This is a genomic window from Evansella sp. AB-rgal1 (assembly GCF_041820985.1).
Taxonomy (GTDB): domain Bacteria; phylum Bacillota; class Bacilli; order Bacillales; family Salisediminibacteriaceae; genus Evansella.
In genome coordinates this window covers 146,106-170,319 of record NZ_JBGUAU010000010.1, presented here as the reverse complement: position 1 = coordinate 170,319, position 24,214 = coordinate 146,106, and the positions used below count along the sequence as shown (strand labels likewise).

22 protein-coding genes are annotated in these 24,214 nt (G+C 37.1%); 20 read left to right on the top strand and 2 right to left on the bottom strand.

All coding sequences use genetic code 11. From position 1 onward, the window contains the following. Window positions 1-27: 27 nt before the first annotated feature. From ACERII_RS10700 to ACERII_RS10620, 17 genes are all read left to right on the top strand, one after another. Window positions 28-771, top strand: coding sequence for a 4'-phosphopantetheinyl transferase family protein (locus ACERII_RS10700; RefSeq protein ID WP_373642222.1), 744 nt, complete (start codon window positions 28-30; stop codon window positions 769-771). 78 nt (window positions 772-849) lie between these two features. Continuing rightward, a complete protein-coding gene (locus ACERII_RS10695) occupies window positions 850-2,046 on the top strand; it encodes an FAD-dependent monooxygenase (protein WP_373642262.1) in 1,197 nt (398 codons plus the stop codon). Window positions 2,047-2,098: 52 nt separating this feature from the next. Further along, the gene (locus ACERII_RS10690; protein WP_373642221.1) at window positions 2,099-3,058 is read left to right on the top strand and encodes a dTDP-glucose 4,6-dehydratase; all 960 of its coding nucleotides are present in this window, start codon (window positions 2,099-2,101) and stop codon (window positions 3,056-3,058) included. Window positions 3,059-3,174: 116 nt separating this feature from the next. After that, window positions 3,175-4,104 carry a glucose-1-phosphate thymidylyltransferase RfbA gene (gene rfbA / locus ACERII_RS10685; protein WP_373642219.1) on the top strand — a complete coding sequence of 310 codons (930 nt, stop codon included), beginning with the start codon at window positions 3,175-3,177 and terminating at the stop codon, window positions 4,102-4,104. Next, window positions 4,101-5,171 (top strand): dTDP-glucose 4,6-dehydratase, encoded by a 1,071-nt coding sequence (rfbB, locus tag ACERII_RS10680; protein ID WP_373642218.1) that lies wholly within the window; start codon window positions 4,101-4,103, stop codon window positions 5,169-5,171. Before rfbA ends, rfbB begins: the two co-directional genes overlap by 4 nt. After that, complete coding sequence (locus ACERII_RS10675; protein WP_373642217.1) at window positions 5,164-6,444, top strand: nucleotide disphospho-sugar-binding domain-containing protein; 1,281 nt, start codon at window positions 5,164-5,166, stop codon at window positions 6,442-6,444. The genes rfbB and ACERII_RS10675 overlap by 8 nt, the downstream gene beginning before the upstream one ends. Before the next feature lie 48 nt (window positions 6,445-6,492). Next, entirely contained in the window at window positions 6,493-7,107 is a 615-nt protein-coding gene (locus tag ACERII_RS10670) for a hypothetical protein (RefSeq protein ID WP_373642216.1), read from the top strand. Between the two features lie 65 nt (window positions 7,108-7,172). Next, entirely contained in the window at window positions 7,173-8,126 is a 954-nt protein-coding gene (locus tag ACERII_RS10665; RefSeq protein ID WP_373642215.1) for an ABC transporter ATP-binding protein, read from the top strand. After that, entirely contained in the window at window positions 8,123-8,956 is an 834-nt protein-coding gene (locus tag ACERII_RS10660) for an ABC transporter permease (RefSeq protein WP_373642213.1), read from the top strand. Before ACERII_RS10665 ends, ACERII_RS10660 begins: the two co-directional genes overlap by 4 nt. A 363-nt stretch (window positions 8,957-9,319) precedes the next feature. Further along, complete coding sequence (locus ACERII_RS10655; protein WP_373642212.1) at window positions 9,320-10,120, top strand: thioesterase II family protein; 801 nt, start codon at window positions 9,320-9,322, stop codon at window positions 10,118-10,120. A gap of 78 nt (window positions 10,121-10,198) precedes the next feature. Then, complete coding sequence (locus ACERII_RS10650) at window positions 10,199-10,912, top strand: MBL fold metallo-hydrolase (RefSeq protein ID WP_373642211.1); 714 nt, start codon at window positions 10,199-10,201, stop codon at window positions 10,910-10,912. Window positions 10,913-11,053: 141 nt separating this feature from the next. Beyond that, on the top strand, window positions 11,054-11,410 hold the full coding sequence (locus tag ACERII_RS10645; protein ID WP_373642210.1) for a YrdB family protein: 357 nt from the start codon (window positions 11,054-11,056) through the stop codon (window positions 11,408-11,410). Between the two features lie 505 nt (window positions 11,411-11,915). Continuing rightward, window positions 11,916-12,278: a PadR family transcriptional regulator gene (locus ACERII_RS10640; protein ID WP_373642209.1), complete on the top strand. Its 363-nt coding sequence runs from the start codon at window positions 11,916-11,918 to the stop codon at window positions 12,276-12,278. After that, on the top strand, window positions 12,244-12,921 hold the full coding sequence (locus tag ACERII_RS10635; protein WP_373642207.1) for a DUF1129 family protein: 678 nt from the start codon (window positions 12,244-12,246) through the stop codon (window positions 12,919-12,921). The genes ACERII_RS10640 and ACERII_RS10635 overlap by 35 nt, the downstream gene beginning before the upstream one ends. Window positions 12,922-13,009: 88 nt before the next feature. Next, window positions 13,010-13,945 (top strand): S16 family serine protease, encoded by a 936-nt coding sequence (locus ACERII_RS10630; RefSeq protein ID WP_373642205.1) that lies wholly within the window; start codon window positions 13,010-13,012, stop codon window positions 13,943-13,945. Window positions 13,946-13,980: 35 nt separating this feature from the next. Next, on the top strand, window positions 13,981-14,751 hold the full coding sequence (locus ACERII_RS10625; protein WP_373642203.1) for a GNAT family N-acetyltransferase: 771 nt from the start codon (window positions 13,981-13,983) through the stop codon (window positions 14,749-14,751). Between the two features lie 107 nt (window positions 14,752-14,858). Continuing rightward, a complete protein-coding gene (locus ACERII_RS10620) occupies window positions 14,859-15,668 on the top strand; it encodes a DUF2268 domain-containing putative Zn-dependent protease (RefSeq protein WP_373642201.1) in 810 nt (269 codons plus the stop codon). A gap of 276 nt (window positions 15,669-15,944) precedes the next feature. On the opposite strand, the gene ACERII_RS10615 is transcribed toward ACERII_RS10620, so the two are convergent. Together ACERII_RS10615 and ACERII_RS10610 are read right to left on the bottom strand one after the other, a co-directional pair. Next, complete coding sequence (locus tag ACERII_RS10615) at window positions 15,945-16,679, bottom strand: DUF6199 family natural product biosynthesis protein (protein ID WP_373642199.1); 735 nt, start codon at window positions 16,677-16,679, stop codon at window positions 15,945-15,947. A gap of 215 nt (window positions 16,680-16,894) precedes the next feature. Further along, window positions 16,895-17,740, bottom strand: a complete 846-nt coding sequence (locus ACERII_RS10610) for an AraC family transcriptional regulator (RefSeq protein WP_373642197.1) — start codon at window positions 17,738-17,740, stop codon at window positions 16,895-16,897. Between the two features lie 266 nt (window positions 17,741-18,006). On the opposite strand from ACERII_RS10610, the gene ACERII_RS10605 reads away from it, so the two are divergent. The 3 genes from ACERII_RS10605 to ACERII_RS10595 all read left to right on the top strand — a co-directional run bounded on the left by ACERII_RS10605 (window position 18,007) and on the right by ACERII_RS10595 (window position 24,177). Next, window positions 18,007-18,525, top strand: a complete 519-nt coding sequence (locus tag ACERII_RS10605; protein WP_373642196.1) for a cupin domain-containing protein — start codon at window positions 18,007-18,009, stop codon at window positions 18,523-18,525. Between the two features lie 295 nt (window positions 18,526-18,820). Then, entirely contained in the window at window positions 18,821-19,240 is a 420-nt protein-coding gene (locus tag ACERII_RS10600; protein WP_373642195.1) for a hypothetical protein, read from the top strand. 11 nt (window positions 19,241-19,251) lie between these two features. Beyond that, a complete protein-coding gene (locus tag ACERII_RS10595; RefSeq protein ID WP_373642194.1) occupies window positions 19,252-24,177 on the top strand; it encodes a DUF4132 domain-containing protein in 4,926 nt (1,641 codons plus the stop codon). Window positions 24,178-24,214 lie beyond the last annotated feature (37 nt).

Genomic DNA, 24,214 nt, shown 5'->3' with positions numbered 1-24,214 from the left:
ACTTCTCAGCATGTTTATGATATACAAATGGAGCCAAATGAACTACATATTTGGACTGCAAATCTTGCTGACTGGTCATCGGAGGCTACTGATTTCATAGGGATACTAAGTAATGATGAACGGATGAAAGCGGAGCGATTTCTTTTTGAAAGGGATAGGAACTACTATGTTGTTGGTAGATATTTATTACGAAAATTGATTGGATCTTATCTTCAACTTCCTATTGAAAGTAAAATGCTTTCCTATGGGGAGTTTGGTAAACCATTCATTGATCCAAAGATAAATAAGATGGGACTCTGTTTTAATCTTTCCCATTCGAAAGATATGATCGTTTTTATCTTTACCCTTCATCGGTCCGTAGGCATTGATATTGAATATACGAAAAAAAGATATACTGGTGAGTCTATTATAAAGCGATGGTTCTCTGTTCGTGAACGCTCGTTATACCATTCTTTGTCAGAAACTGAAAGAAAAGAGTATTTTTACCTTTCTTGGACCGCAAAAGAAGCATTTGTAAAGGGTACGGGAAAAGGAATTGCAATCCCATTTAACGATATTGAGTTAGTGAACATCATGAAAAGTGTTGGTGGAGAGAGAAAGTATCATTATTATTATCAAAATCCAAAAGAACGAGATGTATGGGAAATTACCCCCTTTGTTCCAACAACAAATTATATAGGAAGCTATGCGATTCAAAATGAGGGAAGACAATACACGTTGAAAACAAGGCAGTTGATAAAGGACGCAGTACGGCATGTTAAGAAAACATAGTAACCTATTTCCAAAAAAAAGTAGACCAATCATTATGATTGAAGAAAGCAGAGGACGGGAGGGTTTAGTGTGAAACATATGTTGAAAACGGATGTTTGTGTTATCGGATCGGGGCCAGGGGGAATGCTACTTTCGCTTCTACTTCTGAAGGAGGGCTTCCAAGTTGTCCTTGTAGACAGGCAGACAGATTTTAGTCGTGAGTTTAGAGGGGAGTTTATCCAGCCAGGAGCATTGCAGTTGATGAAACATTTAGGAATTTTAGAAGCAATAGAACAAAGAAGTGAAACGATACAACGATACCAAATTCTAGATCATAATAAAGTTCTTTTATCCCTTACTTTTAACGAAATTTCAGATCAATTTCAGGCAGGGTTGAATGTCTCACAAGCTCACGTTCTTCCTCTTATGTTAAGTGAGTGCCAAAAATATGAAGGGTTTGTATTTAAATCGGGATATTCATCTTCCAAGTTAATTGAAACGAATGGTGAAGTGAAAGGGATAACAATCAAGTCAAATGATGGTGATTCGATAGATGTACAAACAAAGTTAGTTGTGGGAGCAGATGGTCGTGCCTCTCATATTAGGAAATTAGCAGGCTTCCCTGTACACAAGCATGAGTTCAACATGGATATTCTTTGGACAAAAATTCCAAAACCAGCAACATGGGAGGAAAAAATTGAAGTGCGTATCCATGAAGCTGGATATCTAGTATTAATGCCTTCCTATCCCAATAAATTGCAATTAGGTATAGATATGCCTAAAGGTGGATTGAAAACCTTTAAAAATCACAGCTTGGAAAAAACTGTTGAGAACCTAGTGAAAGCAATACCTGAGGCGAAGGACGAATTAACGGAAACAATTACTTCCTGGTCCGTGTTCCAACCGTTATCCGTTACAGGTGCATTAGCTACAACTTGGTGTAAAGGCGGCTTAGTATTAATTGGGGATGCAGCCCATACGATAGGGCCAATTGCAGGGCAGGGGATAACTCAAGCTATGAAGGATGCAGTTTTGTTAAAAGGGCTAATTAAGGATCAATTACTATCTGGAGATATTGTTTCAGAACAAGTACTACTTCAATTCCAGAAGCTACGTTTTGATGAAGTAAAAGGGTTATATAAATTGCAAAGTACTCAAGAAAAACTATTAATGGCGAAAACTCCATCAGGAAAATTTTTTAGGAGAGCAGTGTACTTTATCCTAAATAATACGCCACTTCGAAACAAAATGGCTCGTAATATGACAATGAAAGATATTGAAGCTCAATTATCATAAGGCACAAAAACTTCTTGAATATGAGTTATATAAATCGAAAGAAGGTGTTTTATTGAGAGTACTATTAATAGGTGGAGCTGGCTTCATTGGAACAAATTTTACACAATATATATTCGAGCAGAATCCAAATGATGTAGTTATCAACTTTTCTACTACAACAAGTCACTCTAGCCGTAAAAATGTAGCGTTGTTTGCCAATAATCCCAACTACCACCATATAGAAGGGAGAATTGAGGATGCGGAAGCACTCCGAAATTCCTTTCATAACCTAGTAGATGTTGTTGTTAATTTCGCCGCAAAAACGAATGTAGACCAAAGTAATGATCATCCAACATCGGTTATTAGTAATAATATCCTTGGTACACAAAGAGTATTAGAAATGGCTTATGAGTGTAAAGTACCTAGGTTTGTTCAAATTTCAAGTGTAGAAGTTTACGGTGCCATAGAAATGAATCAGCATGTGTATGAAAATAGCACTCTTACTCCAATCAACCCTTATGCAGTCAGCAAAGCAAGCAGTGATTTACTAGCAATGTCTTATGTGAAAAGGTTTGGTATGGATGTAATCATAGCAAGGTCCACAAACAATTATGGACCATATCAAGCAACGGATAAGTTGATTCCAAGAGTGATAACAAAAGCATTATTTGAGGAAAAGATTCCGTTGTTTGGTGATGGAACACATATGAGAGATTGGATGCATGTTAAAGATCATTGCTCTGCTTTATATAAGATCATGTGTCATGGTACTAGTAACTCGATTTATAATATTTCAAGTAATTGTATAGCCTCCACTAGAGAAATTATTGAAAGAATTTTGCAGCTCACAAACAGGCCTTTTTCTTTAATGGAGACTGTTCCTGGAAGAGTGGGAGACCATAACCGATATGCGCCTCGTACGGATAAATTAAGAATGGAGTTACTTTGGAAACCGAAATATGATCTAGATAATGGCTTAAGTGAAACAGTGGAATGGTATCGTAATAATGCTTCCATCATGGTAGGTAGGTGATCATTCACATTACAAGATGAAAGAAAAGTCTTGTTGGAAAATAGAATACGTATCTATTTCTATAGGAAAGCATTCGATTTTCTCTAAGACTAAAGTATAAGAAGGAGGTTGGAGGAATGAAAGGTATATTGCTGGCTGGAGGACATGGAACGAGACTCTTCCCATTAACGAATATCATTTCTAAACATTTATTACCCATATACGATAAACCGATGGTGTATTATCCTTTATCAATTCTTATGCTCGCTGGAATAAAAGAGGTACTGATAATAACAACAATGAGGGACTTACCAAGTTACAAAGGATTATTTGGGGATGGAAGCCACTTGGGTATAACTATCTCCTATGAAGTGCAAGATCAACCTAATGGGATTGCGGAAGCATTCTTAGTAGGGAAGGAGTTTATCGGAGACGATTCTGTTGGATTAATCTTAGGAGACAATATATTTTATGGACAAGGACTTGTCGAAATATTGCGATCTGCAACTCAACGATCCGAGGGAGCTACAGTGTTTGGTTATAGGGTGAAGGATCCACATCGCTTTGGAGTAGCTGAATTTGATGAGGATTATAAAGTGATTTCCATTGAAGAAAAGCCTCAAAATCCAAGATCCAATGTAGCGGTTACTGGTCTCTATTTTTACGACAATAAAGTAGTTAGTATAGCAGAGTCCATATCTCCATCTGATCGAGGGGAACTAGAGATTACAGATATAAATAAAGCTTATCTTTCCATGGACCAATTGCATATTGAACCATTGGGAAGAGGATTTGCTTGGTTAGATACAGGTACTCATAATTCCCTTGTGGATGCATCACGTTTTATTGAGACAATAGAAAATAGGCAAGGTCTGAAAGTTGCTTGTATTGAGGAAATTGCATACCGAATGTCTTATATTTCTGCTGGTCAGCTAAAAGAACTAGCAAAAAGATATAAAAATGATTACGGTGAATATTTAATGAGTATTGCAGAACAAGATGGAGAGGATTTCTTCACTGTAAAGAAACAGAATCTTCATAAAACAGTAGAGAGGATAATTGGATGAGGAATAATACAAGAAAAGCCATTTTGGTTACAGGTGGTTTAGGATTTATTGGCTCTAACTTTATACAGTATTTTCTGAAGAAGTACGAACAATATCATGTTATTAATTTAGATAAAGTAACATATGCAGCCCAAGAGTTTGATAGTGAAATAGAAGCATCTCCTACTTACACTTTTATTAAAGGCTCTATAGAAAATAAGGAGTTAGTCGAATATATTTTTAAAGAATATGATATTAAAGGTGTGATCCATTTTGCAGCAGAATCCCATGTAGATAACTCGATTAATGATCCAGAAATATTTATAAAAACAAATGTAATGGGTACATTTAATCTCCTAAATAATGCATATAAATATTGGATGGATGGAGTTAATATTGTAAAGACTGGATACGAAACGAGTCGTTTTCATCATATATCCACAGACGAGGTATATGGATCTTTATCCGATATTGGGGCATTTTCAGAGGAAAGTAAGTACGCACCAAATAGTCCTTATAGTGCCAGTAAAGCAAGTTCTGACTTACTAGTTAGAAGTTACTTTAAGACGTATGGTTTGAATGTTGTGACTTCAAACTGTTCGAATAATTACGGACCACGTCAAAATAAAGAAAAATTAATACCTACAGTAATACATTCAGCATTAACTGGTAAGGAAATACCTGTTTATGGAGACGGAAGAAACATTCGTGATTGGTTACACGTAGAAGATCATACTTCTGCCATTGATTTAATATTCCATCAGGGAGTTACAGGGGAAACATATAATATTGGATCTGATAACGAATGGAGCAATATTCAGCTAGTCCAGGAACTATGCACAATTTTAGATGAAAAGGCTGCAGATATATTAGAAAACTTACATTTGGATAGCTTTCACCACTTAATTTGCTTTGTACATGATCGACCTGGCCATGATTGGCGTTATGCTATTGATTCAACGAAAATTAGAGAGGAGTTAGGATGGAACTCCGAAATTAGTTTTAAAGAAGGACTTGATCAAACCGTTGATTGGTATTTAGAAAAGATTCTAAAGAGACATCCAAATGAGGTGCAAAAAAATGGCTAAATACTTATTTGCAATCTGGCCATCTGTAGGCCATGTTAATCCAGGTTTACCTATAGCTGAAAAGCTAATCGAACGTGGACATGAAGTGGTTTGGTATACTAGCACACACTTTCAAGAGAAAATAGAATCAATCGGGGTAACATTTATACCATTCAAGAATCTCCGTAACTTTTCAGGTTCTACTCTCAAAGAGGATTTTCCAGAAATGCCAGATTTAACGGGTCTTCAAAAGTTTAAATGGGGAGTTCGTAATATTATTGCAAATACAATGGAAGGGTTTGATAAAGATCTAACCGAAATTCGCAAAGAATTCGAACCTGATGTACTTGTGATCGACCCTACTTTCACTGGTTTGATTCCTATGAGATTAAGAGGAGAGTCTTTAAAAGTAGTATGTTACGGAATACTCCCTCTTTCTGTTACTAGTAAAGATACAACACCCTTTGGGTTAGGCGTGATACCTAAGTCTACCGTAAGCGGCAGATGGAAGAATCAATTTTTAAATTTCTTTGTTCAAAAAGTAGTATTTCGACAAGAACAACACCATTTTAATAAATTATTAAAAAAAATGGAATTGCCTAAATTAAAAAATTATTTCTTAGATGTTGCCGTGATGGAATCAGATTTATATTTACAAGGTACTTGTCCTTCCTTCGAGTATCCTAGATCAGATTTACCAACCAATGTAAAATTTGTCGGTCCATATAATGCAATGAAAGCAGCGAAGACGGAACTACCAACATGGTGGAGTGAAGTCACAACGAATAAGCCTGTGGTCCATGTTACACAAGGAACTCTTGCAAATGCAGACAAAAATAACTTAATCATCCCAACAATACGAGCATTAGCTGATGAAGATGTGCTTGTAGTTGTTACAACAGGAAATAATGAAACGTTACAGGAAGTTCCTGATATCCCGAATAACGTAAGAGTTGAAAAATTTATACCATATGATCTTCTACTACCACATGTAGACGTAATGATTACAAATGCTGGTTACGGTGGAGTACATTTTGCTATTCAAAATGGTGTACCACTCATAACAGCAGGTACCTCTGAGGATAAGCCAGAAGTAAGCGCACGAGTAGAATGGGCTGGAATTGGAATAAATTTAAGAACGGAAACTCCGTCAGAAGAACAGATTCGTTCCAGTGTAAGAGACATATTAATGAATAGTTCTTATAAAAATAATGTCAGTAAACTCCAAAAGGAATTTGAACGCTATGATGCATATCAATTAACTGTTCAACATTTGGAAGAAATAGTTTCCTAACTTAGTAGGGAAATACACGAACAACTACGATCAAAAAGGAGAGATCTTATGTCATCTAAGTCTATCTTTAGTTTTTCAGGAGGAATAGCAAGTATTATTTCAGGTCTTTTTTTAGCGTCAGCCCATCTTATCAATTTTATAGTGGGAACAGAGGGGAGTACTGTTATTGGAAATAGCCTCGTACTCTTTGCTCATTTAGGTCTTATTTTCGCATTTGTGGGAATATACGAAGCGCAGTGTAAGAGCAATAAATCAAGAGTAGCAAGTAATTTGGGCATGATTCTAGGAGTTGTTGGTACTACCTTTGTTACGGTCATCGTCTATTTTGAGAATGCTTTTGCATCACTACTTGAAGAAAACCATGCCTTTGATAATACCGTTTGGGAAATGATATTTTCCGTTGGTCCATTATTCTTTGTAATTGGAATGATTATTGTTGGAATCTCCATCGTGGTCGGAAGTGTAATTCCTAAAATAGCTGGAATGGGTTTAGTTATAGGAACTATTGTTTTCGCAATGGGTACAGTAATACCAAGTGCTGAAGGCATATTAACAGTCATTGGAGGAGGGATCACTGGTCTTAGTTTCATGTTCGTAGGACTAGTTTTAGTAAGTAAAGGAAATCGGAATAGTTCATCTCTACATAATAGGAAAGTAATTTAAGAGAGATACTGTCCATGACCATGACAATTCCCTGATCTGAAAAAAAGTAATGTGAGAGGTGTCGTATGAGTGATATCGTCTATGAAATTAAAAATATATACAAGTCGTATAAAAAAGGGAAAGTAGTCGCCAATAACAATATTTGTCTAGATGTTCATCATGGTGAAATATTAGGTTTGCTAGGACCCAATGGGGCAGGAAAGTCCACGCTCGTAAAACAAATGGTTGGCCAACTGAAACCATCAAAAGGAATCATATCACTATATGGTTTGGATGTTACAAAGAATGCGAAGAATGTATCAAGGTTAGTAGGATATTATAGTCAAGAACCACATTCAATGGCCTCTTTATCTGTAGAGGAAGCAATTTACTTTACAGGACGTCTAAGAGGGATGGATTTACTCGACGCGAAAAAGAGAACAAAATATTGGATTGATAGATTAGAGCTTGGGGATGTTTATAAAAAAACACTAAAGCAGATATCTGGTGGACAGAGAAGGTTGGTTGGCCTAGGAACAACAATGGTTGGAGAACAGCCAGTACTCATATTTGATGAACCAACGAATGAACTTGATCCATTAAAAAGGAAACTAGTTTGGGATATTATAAGAGAACGAAATCGTGATGAAGGGGCAACTATTATTCTTGTAACGCACAATACGTTTGAAGCAGAACACATTGTTGATCGTGTGGGTGTAATTAATTCTGGGAAACTACTAGCTGTTGGTTCAGTGGGTGAATTAAAAAAGAAGGTGGATCAACGCTTGAAAATCGATCTATCTATTAGTATTGGTAATCGGGAAAAGGCTCAAAAAATTCTTATTGCATGGGGATATCCAGTGGAGACGATAGGAGAAAATCAATTGCGTTTATCTGTTACAAGGGAAGAGTCCTCCAAATACTTACAGCAAATTGCAGAATATATGGCCGATCTATGCTGCGAAGAATACAAAGTGGTACCCCCATCTCTAGAAGATGTATACGTACATTTTGGTGGAAAGGAAGAAAAGGTAATATGAGTAAAGTAGTAAAGGAAGAAAAATATGTAACTGTACCTATGAACCTGTCCTTTGAAGGAATAGAACCAAAAGGCCTGAAAGCAGTGAGAGGTATCTTGCTTGAGCTATGGTACCTTTCAAGAATAGAGTTTAAAAATATTCGAGATTCATGGGTTTGGTCAGTCCTGATGATATCTCTCTTTCCGATTATAACAATATCCTTTCTAAACTTTTTTATGGTTAACCCTACAGATCAAACAATTACCCGATTAATTATTGGAACGATGGTTTTTCCGATCATCTTAATGGGGATAAATACGTTTGCTATCGAATTATCGATGGCGAAACATAGTGGACACTTTGTTTTTTATTCCTCTTTACCTATTTCTAAAGTCAATTTTATTCTATCCAAATTAATAAGTGGATTTATCATGACGTTGCCTTCTGTCATCATTATGACGTTTATAGGGCAATTCATGTTCGGAATTACCTTACATTTTAGCTGGATTGTCTTACCAATAATGGCTCTATGTATAGGGTGTTGTGTTTCATTAGGAATGTTAATAGGTTTTCTATCCCCTAATCATCAATTAACCAATCTAGGTTCACAAAGTTTTATGATGCTTGTTAGTTTTCTTACTCCTATTATGATCCCTATGGAGCAATTACCAAAAGTACTGCAAATGGCATCCTATGGAATTCCAACAACTTATGTAGCAGAATCTTTTCATATTCTATTTACGACTGGCTGGGAGAGTGCAGTAGGAATAAATATAGCAATTCTTTTAGGGTTCTTTCTTATCTGTCTAACTCTTGTACTGTTGAAGATGGACTGGCGTGTGGAAAATTAGTAGATATGAAGTGTTTTGTTTTATCAAAATAGGTTAATAGGGGGAATCTGAATGAAGAATATAGTATATGTTGGTGTAGTTGTTGCGACTATATCATACTTTTCAACAAATCGTAAAAAGAAAGAGTATGTAAGAATTAAAACAAGATAAGGAAGAATGGAAAGTCATTGCTTGTTGTTCTTGCACCTCGATAAACACGTTCGCAAAGTTGTGGTGTGGTATATTATGGAATTTTTTACTTCTTTATGTAAAAAACCTGGCAGAAATAAAAGTGTAATGTCTCACTTTTTTTCTGCCAGAACATATGCAAGTCGCTCATGTTCTTAGGTGCCTTGCATGTGATGTCCAATCATGGGGGTTCTTATGAAGGTCAAAGAGAGGTGTACTACCATTACAAAACCAAACTATATTTCCAATAGCTTTGTGAAGTTGAATAATGTGATTGGTACTCATAAACTTTTTTGTTTTCCCCACGCTGGTGGGAGTTCTACTTATTTTAAAAAGTGGGGGGGAATTTGTGAGGAATTAGAAATCGAATTAATTGCCATTCAGTATCGTGGCAGGAGAAAAAGAGTATTAGAAGAACCAATTGATACGATGGAAGGCTTGGTTCATGAGCTTTTAGTAGAGTTTGCGGAGATTTCAGATGATCAACCTTTTTCTTTTTTTGGACACAGTCTAGGTGGAATGGTATGTTTTGAGTTGTGTAGACAACTCTATGAAAGTAAACAAAGACTCCCAAAAGAGTTATTTTTGTCTAGTTGTAGAACCCCCCTTAATAGAAAAAGTACAAAACAAATTTATCATTTATCTGACGAAGAATTTATTAAAACATTAAAAAAACTTAATGGCACCTCTAGTGAAGTACTTGATCACCCTCTATTTTCATCCTTATTTCTGCCCATGTTACGTGCAGATTTTAAAATTGCAGGAACCTACCATATCCCATTCATCACACCTTTGCCAGTTTCGATAACTTGCATGGTAGGTGAGAGTGACTTTATTAGTGAAGAAGAGGTGCTGGAATGGGAGAAGTACACGTCAGTAGAATATAATCATCGTCTCTTTCATGGAGACCATTTTTACTTGAATCAACATGTGACGGAAATTGTCCATATTATAAACGCTAAAATCGAACCTAGAGTGATAAGCAAATCATCTTAGCGGGGGAGATTCATCAAAAAATACCAAATTAATTACTATTCACAAGTAGAGTTAGTGCCATTAGCTAGGGGGAACATAATGAAAATAACGAAAGTAGAATCTATTTTCCAGATTGCTTTTATGCCAAGAATTTTCCCTGTTAATTGTTATTTAGTTGAAGAAGAAAAATCTATTACTTTAATAGATACAGCACTTCCATATTGTAAGAATGCTATTTTCATTGCGGCTAAGAAAATTGGAAAACCAATTGGGAAAATCCTACTTACACATGCTCATAATGACCATGTTGGTGCATTAGATGGATTGAAACAAACGACTGATGCTGAAGTTATCATACCAAAGCGTGAATTAAAAATACTTAAAGGAGATATTTCCCTTGAAGAAGGTGAAGGAAAAATGCCTATTAAAGGTGGGGTTCCGAAAAACATAAAAACAAAACCAGATACACTGCTTCATGATGGAGACAGAATTGGATCTTTGTTAGCGATTCATGTGCCTGGTCACACTCCTGGAATGATGGCATATCTTGATGTTCGGAGTAATATTCTTATTGCAGGAGATGCATTTCAAACAAAAGGGAGATTAGCGGTGTCAGGAGATATGTGTTGGAGCTTTCCATTTCCTGCGTTAGCAACATGGAATAAGGACGAATCAATAAAATCTGCACAAAAACTGCTAGAGTATCAACCTTCTACGCTTGCGGTGGGGCACGGAAACATGTTATGGAATCCTAAGAAAAAGATGAAAGAGGCAATTGAACTTGCGAAAAGATCAAGAGAAAAGGAAATTTAGTTGAGTGTCTTGTACTTTTCTAATGGATGGTGAGAGACTCCTGCTGAAAAGTGATCAACCACCTGAAGTAAAATAAAACAGCAACGTTTAAAAGATTTAGAAAAAAATCTCCTTCACAATAAATGAATATAGGAGCGGAATATGGATAATCTAACATTTGGTTTAGCGGTAAATCATGCAATACGATTTGTATTAGAGGTAATTAGTATAGTAGCGATTGGATATTGGGGATTTAAACTGGAAAAAGGTGTAGTTTTACAATATATAATGGGGATCGGTGCGCCTCTTCTAATTATTGTGGTATGGGCAATGTTTGGTTCACCAGGTGCACCGTACCGACTGCAAGGAATGTTTCGGCTTGGATTAGAACTGACAATTTATTCTTTAGCATTTGGAGCAATTATAGCAAGAAAAAGCCTTGGATGGGCTATTATTTTTGGAGTAGTTGTAGTAATAAATACCCTCTTTTTATATATCTTCCCCAGTAACGATCACTAAAATTTCTATGGAACCTTTGAATCATGAACCAGTAAAGTAGGAGAAGACTCTATGGTGTTCATGTGGAAGAGGGCAATGAATCTTTTGTCTGATTAAGTAAGGCGAATATATTCTTAGATAATGAAAAATTTAATACCTACTCTCCGTGGTTTACGAGGTCATTGAAAAAGTATGTTTCACTTTTTCAGTGGCTTTTTCCTTTTTACGTAAAGGGGAGTTTCTTTTTCCAAAGTTGATTATTGCGCCTCTTTTGGATTATCTAGCGGATTGTTTTTATTGGAAGAGGGGGGGATACTGTATCCTTCACATGAATGACAACTTCCTAAGTAGGCTATTGTGTATTGCAAGATAGTGGTGTTAGGTGTATACTATATGGTAATACAAGATAGTTTCGAAAAAATGAATTATACAAACCCTGTTTCTTCAAAAGAAGCTAACTATTTGTTCGAAGTACACGAAAAATTTTTTTATTTTACTATATTGCATTGCAAGGTAGGTGATGAAGATGGCATTACGAAGTCAATTGCTAAAAGGGATTTTGGAAGGGTGCATCCTTGCTATTATATCTAAACACACTGTATACGGATATGAATTATCTATGAAACTTCAGCAGTTTGGACTTCAGGTAAGTGAGGGCTCCATTTATCCAATCCTCCTAAGACTTCAGAAAGAGAAGTTAATTAGAGGGGAAATGCAAAAATCCCCAAATGGGCCAAATAGGAAATATTATTTTTTAACAAACGAAGGTGAAGAGGCGTTAGAAGAGTTTCGGGCAAACTGGGAGCTGGTGAAAAAGCCGGTGGATTTATTATTACAGGAGGAGGAGATCGAACATGGTGATGGCGAAAACATTAATAGAGGAGAATAACGAAAAGCGAAAGCTGTTAAACAAGGAAAATAAGAAATTTTATGAAGATATGCTTGTGTATATTCGGTTATCTTATGATAAGTCCGAGCAGGAAACGGAAGAGATACTAACAGAAATGCTAGATCATCTATTGGAAGCACAACAGGAGGGGAGATCAGCTGAGGATGTTTTTGGAGATGATCCGAAGAAGTTTGCTGATGATATTATTGGTGAACTCCCTAAAATGATTACAAAAGAAAGATTACTGTTAGGAGCAATGGCACTTCTGTATTTTGGTGCCTACAGTACGATGTTTCTTGGTGTATTTTCTGTGATTACCCATTATGTTTTCGGGCTAGATATGCTTCACCGGGAGTACTATTTGGGTTCTGTAGCTATCAGAACTTTATTATCAATTCCAATTGCTTTTCTGTTCGTATACTCCATTCTAGGTTACATTCGCTGGACTTCTTTTAAGAAAATTAATAGAGTGGCAGAGTTTTTCCTGTTTTGGTTATGGGGAATAGTTTCTGTTGGAGTTTTCATGTTAACGATTCATATAACTCCGGAAATTGGGCCTGCAATGGAGGTTTCAGCTTATTATATTATGCTACTAGGGTTGCTACTTCTCCTTGCAGCAAGATGGACGAAGAGGAAGGGGTGAATGGTTGCCACCTTATGAAATATATGGGAATATTTCTAATTTAATAAGACTTAAAAAATCACAAATGAAAAATAGGAGAACAGTCAGTATGATAGAAGATAAGAATCAAGAGTTTGAGTGCTCCAAACAAGATCATCAGAGAGGTGCAAAATGGAAAGTAGGAGCCGTTGTATTTGGAGGTTTATTGATACTCCCGTTGTACGGTACATTCCTTTCTCTCTATCTTTTGAACATGATTAATGCCTTTGTCTATGTTGGAGCGCTAATTGTTATGAGTTTTATTCTGAGCGCATTTCTGTTTTTATATCGGAAAAAGAGAGGCAAGAATCTAATCATCGGGGGTGCGGCGTTACTTTCTTTCATACTTCTAGTCTATGATTTTACATTGGTAGAATTTGAAAGTAATACACTCCAAGTTAGTGCTTACGCAGAACCAGAAGATCTTCTTGGAGATTCGGGAATCCATGTTTTAACCGTTTGGACCCAGGATATCTACTATGCGGATGATCGGGAGTGGATAAGAGAAGGATTGGAGCTGGAGGATGTTGAGGTATTGGAAATTTATCAAGTTACAAATCTACTTCGCTATCGAGGAAAACAGACGTATTTAAAGAACTTCTTCACTTCTCCTAAAGAGCCGTTTCAGGTTATGGCGGAAAACGTCAACGCTTATGTAGGCAAAGATTTGGAGTTTCTGACGACATTTTTAAGTAGAACGGATATTTCTGGTGATAGTGCTGGTCTCGCTTTAGGATTAACTGCGAAAGTATTCGTGGGAGATTTGGAAAATCATGTGCCTATTGGGGTCACAGGAACACTTGAACCAAACGGAGAAGTGAACTCTGTCGGAATGGTTGGGGAGAAGGTTAGAATCTCTGAGCAAAAGGGCTTACTTTATGCAATTGTTCCTTTGGGAAATTTAGAAGATGCGGAGTTAGCAAAAAGAGAGTACAATCTAAACATTGAAGTTTTCGGTGTGGAGCATATTGATGAAGCAGTAGAAGTAATTTCAGGTATTCAATAAAGGCATTTCTACTTTTCTAAAAAGGGGAGCAGGTTATGAAGAGAGAAATTACGTTTGACCATCTCTATAAGAATGGAACGGTTATTGTGGAAACGGAGCTATATAAACAGATCCACTTTCCGAAAATGTTGAATATGTATGATGCGAATTTTATTGAGTTTAAATCGATGCCTACGTTGTCTTTGTTTATAGAAATGGAAGCATACTTGAGAGGGTATCATGACAAGTTTGGCCAAAAACATGTTAAATTCTATTTTCCAGTAGGAGAAAAGCTTTCGGACGAACTTGCTAGTTATTTATCAGAGGCTGAATATGAAACTGGTTTTATGGAGTTATACTCTATTAACCCGAAGGACTTTCCACGTACAGAGTTTGATGCCGCAATAGAGGTACGTGTCGTTTCGGAGGAAAATCAGAATGTGGAACTCTTTCTTGATTTGAATTACAAACACAGTTTGGAGTACGGGAAGAAATTTGCTGAGAAAAAGATGGAGCTGTTATACGAGCAATGTCAAGGTGGGGAATTTTTGAAGTTACTTGCAACTTACCAAGGGAATCCGGCTGGTTATGTTCATGTCATTCTATCTTCGGGAGTGGCGGAAATTGATGATCTACATGTAGATGAGATTTTTCAGAAAAAGAGAATCGGTACTGCTTTGCAACGGAAGGTAATGGATTTGTTCTCGGATCGAACGATACTTTTGATCGCGGATGGGGAGGACACGCCGAAGGAAATGTATAAAAAACAAAACTATCATTATTTAGGATTTCAATATGAGACATGTAAGGTGTTTGAGCTAGCTTAAAAAGATGATCAAAGCATTGTTGGTATACTAAAGAGATTAGTTTTATAAACGTTTCCTCCTAGTTGTATGATATACTAGGTCAAATGTTATCAAGGAAGTGGCAATATATGATTATAAACCAAATTACTCCTATGCAAATTTATGCTAATAAGAATGATTTAGAGAGTTTTTTTGAAAAAGAGTTTGTTCCTATTGTAAGTGAGACTACTTGGATGAAAGAATGGAGACATATTGCACAGCGATTTAGATTATTTACATTTAAAGAGTTTTCGAAGGAAGAAGTTTTATCATTCGAATGGGAATGTGATAGAGTCAAAAATATTATAGAAGATACAATTTTTAAAGTGAAAAAACATATTCCTTTGGAAGAGTTAAACATAACTGTTTTACCGGCATTACCTTTCCCTTGGTTCAATGGACTTGACCAATCAAAATGGACCAACGGTTTTACTAATGGTCCAAATAGTATACAAATTGCGGTTCCGCCGAACCCTGATGAAGCTTTCTTAAGGTATATGATTGCCCATGAAGCTCATCATGCCTCTCCTATCAATCCTATTTATAAATTGAGTTCAGATTCTTTTCCATTAGCGGAATGGTTTAAAATGGAGGGAACAGCAGAATACTTTAGCCTTTCTTTATTTGAGGATAAAAGATGGTGGAAGAAGGATTTTACCGATGAGGTTAAGTCAAGGTATGTAAAGCATTTAAAAGGAAACTTTGATACTACTGATGATAAAATAAAGAGCCCTATATGCTTTGGCAATCCTGACATTGGAATTCCGTATTTAAGTGGATATTCGTTTGCATATGAGGTTGTATGTAATTATGTAAAACAACATCCCATTAAAGAATTGAAAGAATTATTCTCTATTCAGCCAAGTGAACTGAAAAAAAGTTATCAATCGAGTTTATAGAGAGGGTTTAATTTAACTAACTTTATTAGCCCAAAATAATAAACAACAAAGCTGTTTTTCTAACGATTTGTAATGATAGATTTAAGGATTACACCTAGCTACCTAGAAGATTTAGTACAACAAGCAAAATTAAAAAGGCTCGGGATCATTTGAGCCTTTTTTATACTATAATGTTTAACTTCACTAAAGGATTAAAGTATAAGAAAAACTAAGACTTTCGCATTAAGGACTTGGTGATAAGCTAACTTTTTCTAAGGTTACACAGAAGGATCGTTTCTATACGATCGCCACAATTGCTAGAATTACGCCGATAATAGGTAACACAATCCATGATACTCTTTGCATGAATAAATAAAAGTCAGATGGCTCTGGATCCCGCACGTCGAGTGAATTCCGCAGGTGGAAGAAAAATAACGGGAACTTATAATCAATGGCAGTAACTAAGAAGAGAAACAGAGATAACACTAAAAACATAAAGTCACCGCGTATCGTATCATTTGCAAAGAATGCCATATCCGCAACGTGTCTTAGGGAAACTTTGTACTCTACTGTAAATGGGGATGAATTTATATGAAAGTTAATGAAATCTTCCATCAGTGGCTCTCCATTTTTCTGCGTCAAATAGAACTGGTCTTCCAAATACCCTCCTTCGAAAAGGATGTTCCCTTGTTCATCATCTATTTTTATGTTGTCTTGCCAATGCTCACTTCTATCTTCCACAGTCACGGTGTATTGACGGTGAAAATCATAAGGTAGATCATAGATCACTTCTGTACTCTTCTCTGTTTTTCTTATGACAGAAATCTGTATGTCTCTAGATAAACTTCTACCAATATAATGCGTTTCAGAAGTATTCTCATCTTGCTTCGTTAAAAAAGTACCCTCAAAATGAATGCCAGGAGTAAAAAAGGTCTTTAGATAAATAAATGCAATTACTGCTATCATCAGTGCTATGGCTATTTGTAATGATTTACTTTCTTTTACTTTTGCCCTCAATTGGTGTATTCTCACGCGGGTGTCCTCCCTAAATTACGATGCACGAATGTGTTCCATACAATGGATACGATAAATAGTGGGAAAGGTTTCAATATGAGGGAAGTCAAATTGAGTAACTACCCCCAGCTCGGTATTTTGTTATTTTAAGGGGGAAGCTACTCTGTTCTAATAAAGTGAAGGTTATTTTTTACACATTAATAACGGTGCCATTGGTAGGGCTATTAAGGTTCCTATTTTTTCTTAATGGAAATCCAGATCTCGCTTTTTTGATCTTTGCTCGCAAGCATCTCAGGTCCTTCTGAAAGTTCATACGAAGAAGTGGGTAACCACTCGGAATAAATTCTTTGCCATTGTGTTTCGACCTGTTCCCAATCCCCATCTACTTCAAAAATTGCCCAGGTTAACGGAGGAACTTCCAATGTGGAATACTTATTTATTCCTTCTTTCGTTGTAACTGCTCCGATAATCTGGTTAAATGTTGCTTTCCCATCTGCATTTTCCGAGTAATTCGCAGAGACGTGGACAAGCCCGTTTGGTTCCTGATTAGATAAACGCTCCAGCTCATGCATCGTAGTATCACTTATACCTGTGATCATTTCTTCATATGTTGGTGAGAGAATATCATTTATCATTTCGACATTATACTTCACCCCACTAACGGTAAAAGCTTCTTTTTCAATAATACGGTATTTCATTTCGTTTCCTCCTCGAATTGTTAATTGAAAGGTCATTCTTGGAAATGCAGTTAGGTTTTGCTCAGGACTTCGTGCTATGGAAGGAGTTACACCATGAAAGCTTTGAAAAGCTCTTGAAAAGGCATCTGGAGATTTGTACCCATACTTTAGAGCTATATCAATTACTTTCATCTGATTGTTTTTCAATTCTAAAGCCGCCAAAGTGAGTCTCCTTCTGCGTATATATTCTGAAATAGTAATCCCTGATAGGAGGGAAAAGAGACGTTTGAAATGATACTCCGAACAAAAGGCTATCTTCGCAACCTCATGTAAATCAATGGTGTTATCCAAGTTTTCTTCAATATAATGTAGTGCGTCATTCATTCCTTTTAACATATCCATAAAGAATAACCTCCCTTTCACTATTACGATATCAGGAGAAATAACCACGTACCCGACTTTTCATGCTCATTCTAGTCGGATTCCATTGTATCGTTTTAGTGGGCAAAATACGAATAGTAATAGAATTAATCAGAAAAGTTGCTCTTCAGTTCAAGAACCTGCACATAGTCTCCTTTATCGCCCAATCATCATTTGACTACATGCCGATATGTAGACGTCTGCATAGAATAGGATGAAATATGTTATTTCATTGGAGGGGAATGAAAATGTACTGGAATCCGTGGTATCACCAGCAAGGGTTTTATCCAATGCAGAATCACTGGAGCGGTAATAGGACTCATGGGAATCATTCTTATGGAAACAAAGACATAAGGGATTATGGACCAAACCCATTTGTGTTCAATATAGAAGAAGTTACGAAGAGAAATAATACCTTCCGAACTGCATTGTGGACAGGGAAGCATTTCCAAATTACGCTGATGAGCATAAATGTGGGGGAAGATATTGGTTTAGAGATTCATCCACACCTCGATCAATTCCTACGTATTGAAGAAGGTCAAGGTGTTGTTCAAATGGGAGATAGCAAAGAGATTCTCCACTATCAACAGGAAGTTCCAGCGGATTATGCCATTGTGATTCCTGCTGGAAAGTGGCATAACCTGATTAATACAGGGAACACGCCACTGAAGCTTTATTCCATCTATGCGCCGCCACAACATCCATTTGGAACTGTTCATGAGACAAAAGCAATTGCAATGGCAGCGGAGGAGAATCATCATTCATAACGTATAGCCCCGAAAGCATTATCAATCTGATAGACTATCTCTAACATATTTTCTTATATAATAAGAGTAATTTAAAGTGCTTGACCCCAATCACAGTATCACTTTCTGAGTAAGGGCAGGCATTTTTTTCTCCCCATTTCCAACAACACAAAATAGATCCTTAACCATCAGATGGCCGTATGCTAACACTTCCAAAGAATCCCTTAAACTAGGATGATACTGCACTTTTTTTTTCCTTGCTGTTATATAATGAGATTAGCAGTTTTAGAACGAAATTCTAGAGAAGGGGTGGAGAATGAAAATTTATGTAACTGTGAAGTTGGCTGGGAAGCGGAAAGGCGTTCTAACGAAAAAAGAGTTTGTTCTTCACAACAATCCTACAACTTTGAGAGAACTAATCACGGAGATTATTCAGGTAAATGTGAACGAGTACTATTCGAAACAGGAGGAAACTTCCCTTATTCCTTACTTATCTCATAATGAGTTGGAAGGACAGGCGGATACTGGGAGAATTGGATTTAATAGAATCTATAACGATGGACAAGTGATGATCGACGAGGCAATTAAAAACGGAATTGTTTCTTATAAAGATGGGTTGTTTAAAGTGTTTCATGGGGAAACCGAGTTATTACAACTTGATGATCAGATAGACGTGCAATCGGAGGATGTCTTTACATTTATCCGTTTGACGATGCTAACTGGAAGAATGATCTGAGGTGACGGGATATGTACTATTTTTATCAAAATCATAATGAGGATATTCAAGCATATGTAACGGAGGTATCAAACAAAGCGGCTTCTTTACAGGGGAGAAATAAGAAAATAGTAACAAGCTTTTTAGATTATTATAAGATGGATGAACAGAACGAGTTGAGAGGGATGGAAAAGCAAGAGAAGCCTATTGAATCCTTTTGGAGTCAGCATAGTGAACGTCTAGAATATATTTTTTCTGGTTCTGAGTTTGAGGTCTTAGTGACCCTTTTAGGGAAGGAATGGGCAAGTAAATTTAAAAAGGTTTGGGATCGAAGCACGGAATACATATATGATACAGGATATGAAAGGCGATCCTTTCGTTCCAAATCAAATGAAATGCTCTATTTACCAACAGGATTACAAAAGCTTCACGCCCTCTTTCAAATGGTAGGAGAAGGATTTACTTATGAAATGTATTTCTCAGGTAGTAATGATACTTATCATACTTATCATACTTCCAATACTATTATTCCTTATTTGCTAGCTTTAGAGATAGATGAAGATAACAGGGAGATAATAAACCGTATTAAGGACATGGTATATGCAGAAAACAATACAGGAATATTGACTCGTGGAATCATCAAGGGGCTTTTAATGAGTAATAATCAGGAAGCACATAAGTGGGTAGGGGAGCTATTACTAGCTGCTGGGAGACAAGAGGGATTACGACAATCGATTGTGGAATCCATGGATGAAGGATCTAGGGAAGGTTTTTTGTATTTGTTAAACATTATTTTGGAGAATAACCTGATTCGTTTTTCTTCTATCGTAAGAGCGCTAGATGTTTGGACAGGCCTAGGGATTGGTGCAGAAAAGTCAAAGATGATCAAAAAGTGTCTGGAAGCTGTCTGTCGCTGCTTAAAAGAAACAGACTATATAGATGCATGTTTAGAGAGCTCCGATTCCCAGTTAATTTATATCGGATTATGGTCCATCGCTTTTGATGATATTGGATCGACGGAACAAAGACTGAAGAGATTGCTTCAGGCAGAGGAAAAATATAAGCGGCTGGTTGGGTTATATTTCTTATCTCAAACACAATTTCCAACTTTCCAACATCAGATAGCGGCACCGTTTTTGCATGACCCTGATTATGAAGTGAAGTCTTGGGTTATGAAAAATTTATTTTCCGATGTCTATCGAATTTACGTATTAGCACAAGACGAAAAGGTCCATTTCACTACTATCTATCAAGAAGGTAAGGACTTAGAAGAGTTGTTTGTGAAATTGAAGGAAACGCTAGATTCATTACCAAAAAAGGAACTGAAGTTTCACGAGAGTGTGTTCCCTTGGTGTCAGACGACGATTTCATGGAATGACATTCTCGCAAAAATGTTAATTGTCATGTCTTATATACCATCTGATAAGAAGATAGACATGCTCCTTGATTACAAGGACAAAATGGGTGTAGATACGAGAGAGCAATTTGTTGAAGTGTTTTTACAAAAGCCTGCTACATCGAAGCAAAAAGAGGCATTGCTAGCTTTTATGGGGGATCGAGGTACTTATGTTCGTGATATAGCTGTGAAGCAGGTGAAGAAGCTTACGTTGTCTGAAGAAGATTACAAAAGAATCGAGGATCTTCTCCGGTATAAAGCAGGGGATCTACGAAAAAATGTTCTAACGATTCTACTTAAGCAGTCCCCTGAAAGGTTATTGGGAAGTATTCGCCGACTAATCAACAATAAAAATGAAAGTAAGCAACTAGCAGCAATTGATATCATTTCAAAGGTGGAAAAAGACAAGAAATTTGTGTCCATTGTGGAAGAGTGCAAGGACTTAGTGACATCTCTTTCTGAAACGACGGAGGCAGCATCCATATTGGTAGAGAATATCAGAGAGGAAAAGGCAAGTGGTTTTTCTCTAGAAAATGGACTTGGGTTGTATGACCCAGCAACCTCTATTCGCGTATCTGCATTTACAAACAGTAAGGACTTTACAAGTAAAGATATTTTGTCGTCTCCGATACAGGAGATAAAGAGGGTAGTAATGTATTTCAATGATCTCGTAGATCAGCATAAAACGTATGAATATGAAGTGGAGAATTTTAATGGGCAAAGGGAAAAAGTTGTTTTAGGGGGACTGTATGATATATGCAGCCTTCATTATCGTAATGGCGACCATGTAGAAACGCTAGATGATTATCCATTGGCAGAAACATGGCGACAGGCTGCAAAGGATCAGCAGCTTACTACGAGACGATTATTAGAAGTACTCTTTTATTACGAATTTAATCAACAAGACTATATTTCTAAGAAGGAATGGTTTCCTTCTCTGTTGGAGAAACTGTTTCCAATCCAGCATAAAGAATTTGTGGAAATGATAACGAAACTCCCATATGGCAAACATGTTCATACTATTTTTACCGCGTTGTTGAATGAATCTCCGAGTGAAGAGGTTTTTACGGTATGCAAGGACATGCTAGCATTTATTTATCATGAAACTCCAAAGGAACGCTTTGCGGAAGTGTACGAAAAGAAGGAGGGTTCCTTCTATATAGGATACGAATCTGTTCTTGTAGAGGCACGTGAAATTGCGTTTTGGTACAAACATTTGCCTAAGTATACCTTTCAAGAGTATTTCAACATAGGCTATTGCTTTTACCAAGCAAGCGAGTATAAATCCCATGTATGTTTAAAGCTACAGGATTTTGAGACGGCATATAAATGTGGCATAGTGGATGAGAATGAGTTGTTTAGGGAGCTTTGTGGAAGGCCTTTGAGTCCTAAAAATTTACAGTTGCTTACGAATACGGATCATTATTACCATAAATCTGTTTCTATATGTGAAAAACTTCAGGAGGTTGGGAAAAAGGTCGTTGATCGGGTTGTGAGTATGGAGTTGAAGCGGGGAGAGTTGACAACAGAGGTAAGCCATTTAGCAGCTAGTATTCATAAATGTATAGGTACGACATTCTTTGTTGATATCATAGTAGGAATGGGAAGGGATACATTTGTTCGGGGCTACAATTTTGTAAATGAAGATAGTACGAAGAAGCAAATATTTAGTCATCTGTTAAAGCAGTGTTATCCTTCATCTGGTGAGGATGAGGAGACGTTGAGAGGGCTACTTCAAGGGAAAAAAATCGCGGATAGACAATTAATTGATGCGGTTATGTATTCTCCTCAATGGTTACCAATTGTAGAAAAGTATTTACAATGGCCAGGTTTAACATCGGCAGGATGGTATTTTCATGGGCATATCAATGAAATGTTCAGTCCGGAAAAGGAAACAATGATTGCTCGATACACCCCTATACCTCCCGAGGATTTGAAGCAAGGTACCTTTGATATAGATTGGTTTAAAGAGGCGTATGCGAGCCTTGGGGAAAAACGCTTTGCTGTTGTTTACGCAAGTGCAAAGTATATTGCAGGGGGTGGGCTTCATAAGCGCTCTCAGTTGTTTACCGATGCGACGTTAGGAAAGCTAGATGAAAACGATGTGGAAATGAGAATTACGGAAAAACGAAATAAAGACTATATCCTAAGCTATGGACTACTTCCATTTGGAAAAAACAAGGAAGAGGTTTTACACCGGTATGTATTTCTTCAAAATTTTTTAAAACAAAGTAAGCAATTTGGAGCTCAACGGCGTGCAAGCGAAGCGAGTGCTGTGTCTATTTCGTTAGAGAATCTAGCAAGAAATGCGGGATTCACGGATAAAAATAGATTGATATGGAATATGGAAACAGAGAAGGTGACTTCCCTCAGAAGGTTCTTGGAGCCAGCAGTTGTTCAAGATATTGAGGTCCATCTTCACATTAATGAGCTTGGAAAAGGGAAATTGATTGTTACAAAAGAGGGGAAATCCTTAAAAACGATTCCATCCCGGTTAAAAAATCATGAGTATATAAAAGAAATAAAAGCAGTTAGCAAATCCCTTCAAGAGCAATATACTCGCGCGCGGTCTATGCTGGAAAAGGCGATGGAAGGACAAGAGAGCTTTACTAGTACAGAAATGGAAAACCTTGCAAAACATCCAGTTTTGTTCCCGTTAATGAAAAACCTCTTGTTTATGAACGGGGGGCGGATAGGATATTATCGGAATAATTGTTTGGTTGGAATGGATGAACAGGTTACGAAGCTATCGGCAGAAGATCGATGTGTCCTTGCACACCCTGTCTATTTGTATGAATCAGGGGAGTGGTCCTCTTTTCAGAAGGATCTTTTCTCGAAGGGTATCGTTCAACCGTTTAAGCAAGTGTTCCGTGAGTTATATAAGCCGAATAAAGACGAGATGGAAGCAAGAACGGTTTCTCATCGTTATGACGGTTATCAAATTCAGCCAAAGAAGACCGTTGCCTTATTAAGAGAGAGGGGCTGGACCGTCAGCTTCGAAGAGGGGCTACAAAAGGTTTTCTATAAGGAGAATATCATCGCTCAATTATTCGCAATGGCAGATTGGTTTACCCCAGCGGATGTGGAAGCACCGACACTTCAGGAAATACGATTCACTCATCGTAAAACAGGTGAGGCTGTTTCTTTTTTAGAAGTTCCAAAAGTCCTCTTCTCTGAGGTGATGCGAGATGTGGATTTGGTTGTAAGTGTAGCCCATGTAGGTGGGGTAGATCCTGAAGCGAGCCTTTCTACCATAGAAATGAGGACAGCTATTATCGGAGAAACATTAAGGCTGTTACAACTCTCGAATGTGGAACTAAAGGGGTCTCATGCTTATATTAAGGGTTCTTTAGGGGAGTATACGGTACATCTTGGGAGCGGTGGTGTTCATAAATTGGGTACAGGAGCTATGATGATTATTCCAGTTCATAACCAGCATAGGGGCCGCATTTTTCTTCCATTTGTGGATGAAGATCCTAAGACCGTAGAAATAACTACAAAGATTGTAACGTTAGCAGAGGATCAGAAAATAAAAGACCCAACTATTTTAGAACAGATTTGAAAATGATGTCTGTCACTTGTGAAATGTTGGCAATGGG

Coding starts and splice junctions, on each gene's coding strand:
- rfbA (WP_373642219.1), top strand. CDS start 3,175: ATGAAAGGTATATTGCTGGCTGGAGGACATGGAACGAGACTCTTCCCA.
- ACERII_RS10675 (WP_373642217.1), top strand. CDS start 5,164: ATGGCTAAATACTTATTTGCAATCTGGCCATCTGTAGGCCATGTTAAT.
- ACERII_RS10595 (WP_373642194.1), top strand. CDS start 19,252: ATGTACTATTTTTATCAAAATCATAATGAGGATATTCAAGCATATGTA.
- ACERII_RS10665 (WP_373642215.1), top strand. CDS start 7,173: ATGAGTGATATCGTCTATGAAATTAAAAATATATACAAGTCGTATAAA.
- ACERII_RS10620 (WP_373642201.1), top strand. CDS start 14,859: ATGATTATAAACCAAATTACTCCTATGCAAATTTATGCTAATAAGAAT.
- ACERII_RS10655 (WP_373642212.1), top strand. CDS start 9,320: ATGAAGGTCAAAGAGAGGTGTACTACCATTACAAAACCAAACTATATT.
- ACERII_RS10660 (WP_373642213.1), top strand. CDS start 8,123: ATGAGTAAAGTAGTAAAGGAAGAAAAATATGTAACTGTACCTATGAAC.
- ACERII_RS10650 (WP_373642211.1), top strand. CDS start 10,199: ATGAAAATAACGAAAGTAGAATCTATTTTCCAGATTGCTTTTATGCCA.
- ACERII_RS10695 (WP_373642262.1), top strand. CDS start 850: ATGTTGAAAACGGATGTTTGTGTTATCGGATCGGGGCCAGGGGGAATG.
- ACERII_RS10625 (WP_373642203.1), top strand. CDS start 13,981: ATGAAGAGAGAAATTACGTTTGACCATCTCTATAAGAATGGAACGGTT.
- ACERII_RS10700 (WP_373642222.1), top strand. CDS start 28: ATGGAGCCAAATGAACTACATATTTGGACTGCAAATCTTGCTGACTGG.
- ACERII_RS10610 (WP_373642197.1), bottom strand. CDS start 17,740: ATGGATATGTTAAAAGGAATGAATGACGCACTACATTATATTGAAGAA.
- ACERII_RS10640 (WP_373642209.1), top strand. CDS start 11,916: ATGGCATTACGAAGTCAATTGCTAAAAGGGATTTTGGAAGGGTGCATC.
- ACERII_RS10605 (WP_373642196.1), top strand. CDS start 18,007: ATGTACTGGAATCCGTGGTATCACCAGCAAGGGTTTTATCCAATGCAG.
- ACERII_RS10600 (WP_373642195.1), top strand. CDS start 18,821: ATGAAAATTTATGTAACTGTGAAGTTGGCTGGGAAGCGGAAAGGCGTT.
- ACERII_RS10645 (WP_373642210.1), top strand. CDS start 11,054: ATGGATAATCTAACATTTGGTTTAGCGGTAAATCATGCAATACGATTT.
- ACERII_RS10635 (WP_373642207.1), top strand. CDS start 12,244: ATGGTGATGGCGAAAACATTAATAGAGGAGAATAACGAAAAGCGAAAG.
- ACERII_RS10630 (WP_373642205.1), top strand. CDS start 13,010: ATGATAGAAGATAAGAATCAAGAGTTTGAGTGCTCCAAACAAGATCAT.
- ACERII_RS10670 (WP_373642216.1), top strand. CDS start 6,493: ATGTCATCTAAGTCTATCTTTAGTTTTTCAGGAGGAATAGCAAGTATT.
- rfbB (WP_373642218.1), top strand. CDS start 4,101: ATGAGGAATAATACAAGAAAAGCCATTTTGGTTACAGGTGGTTTAGGA.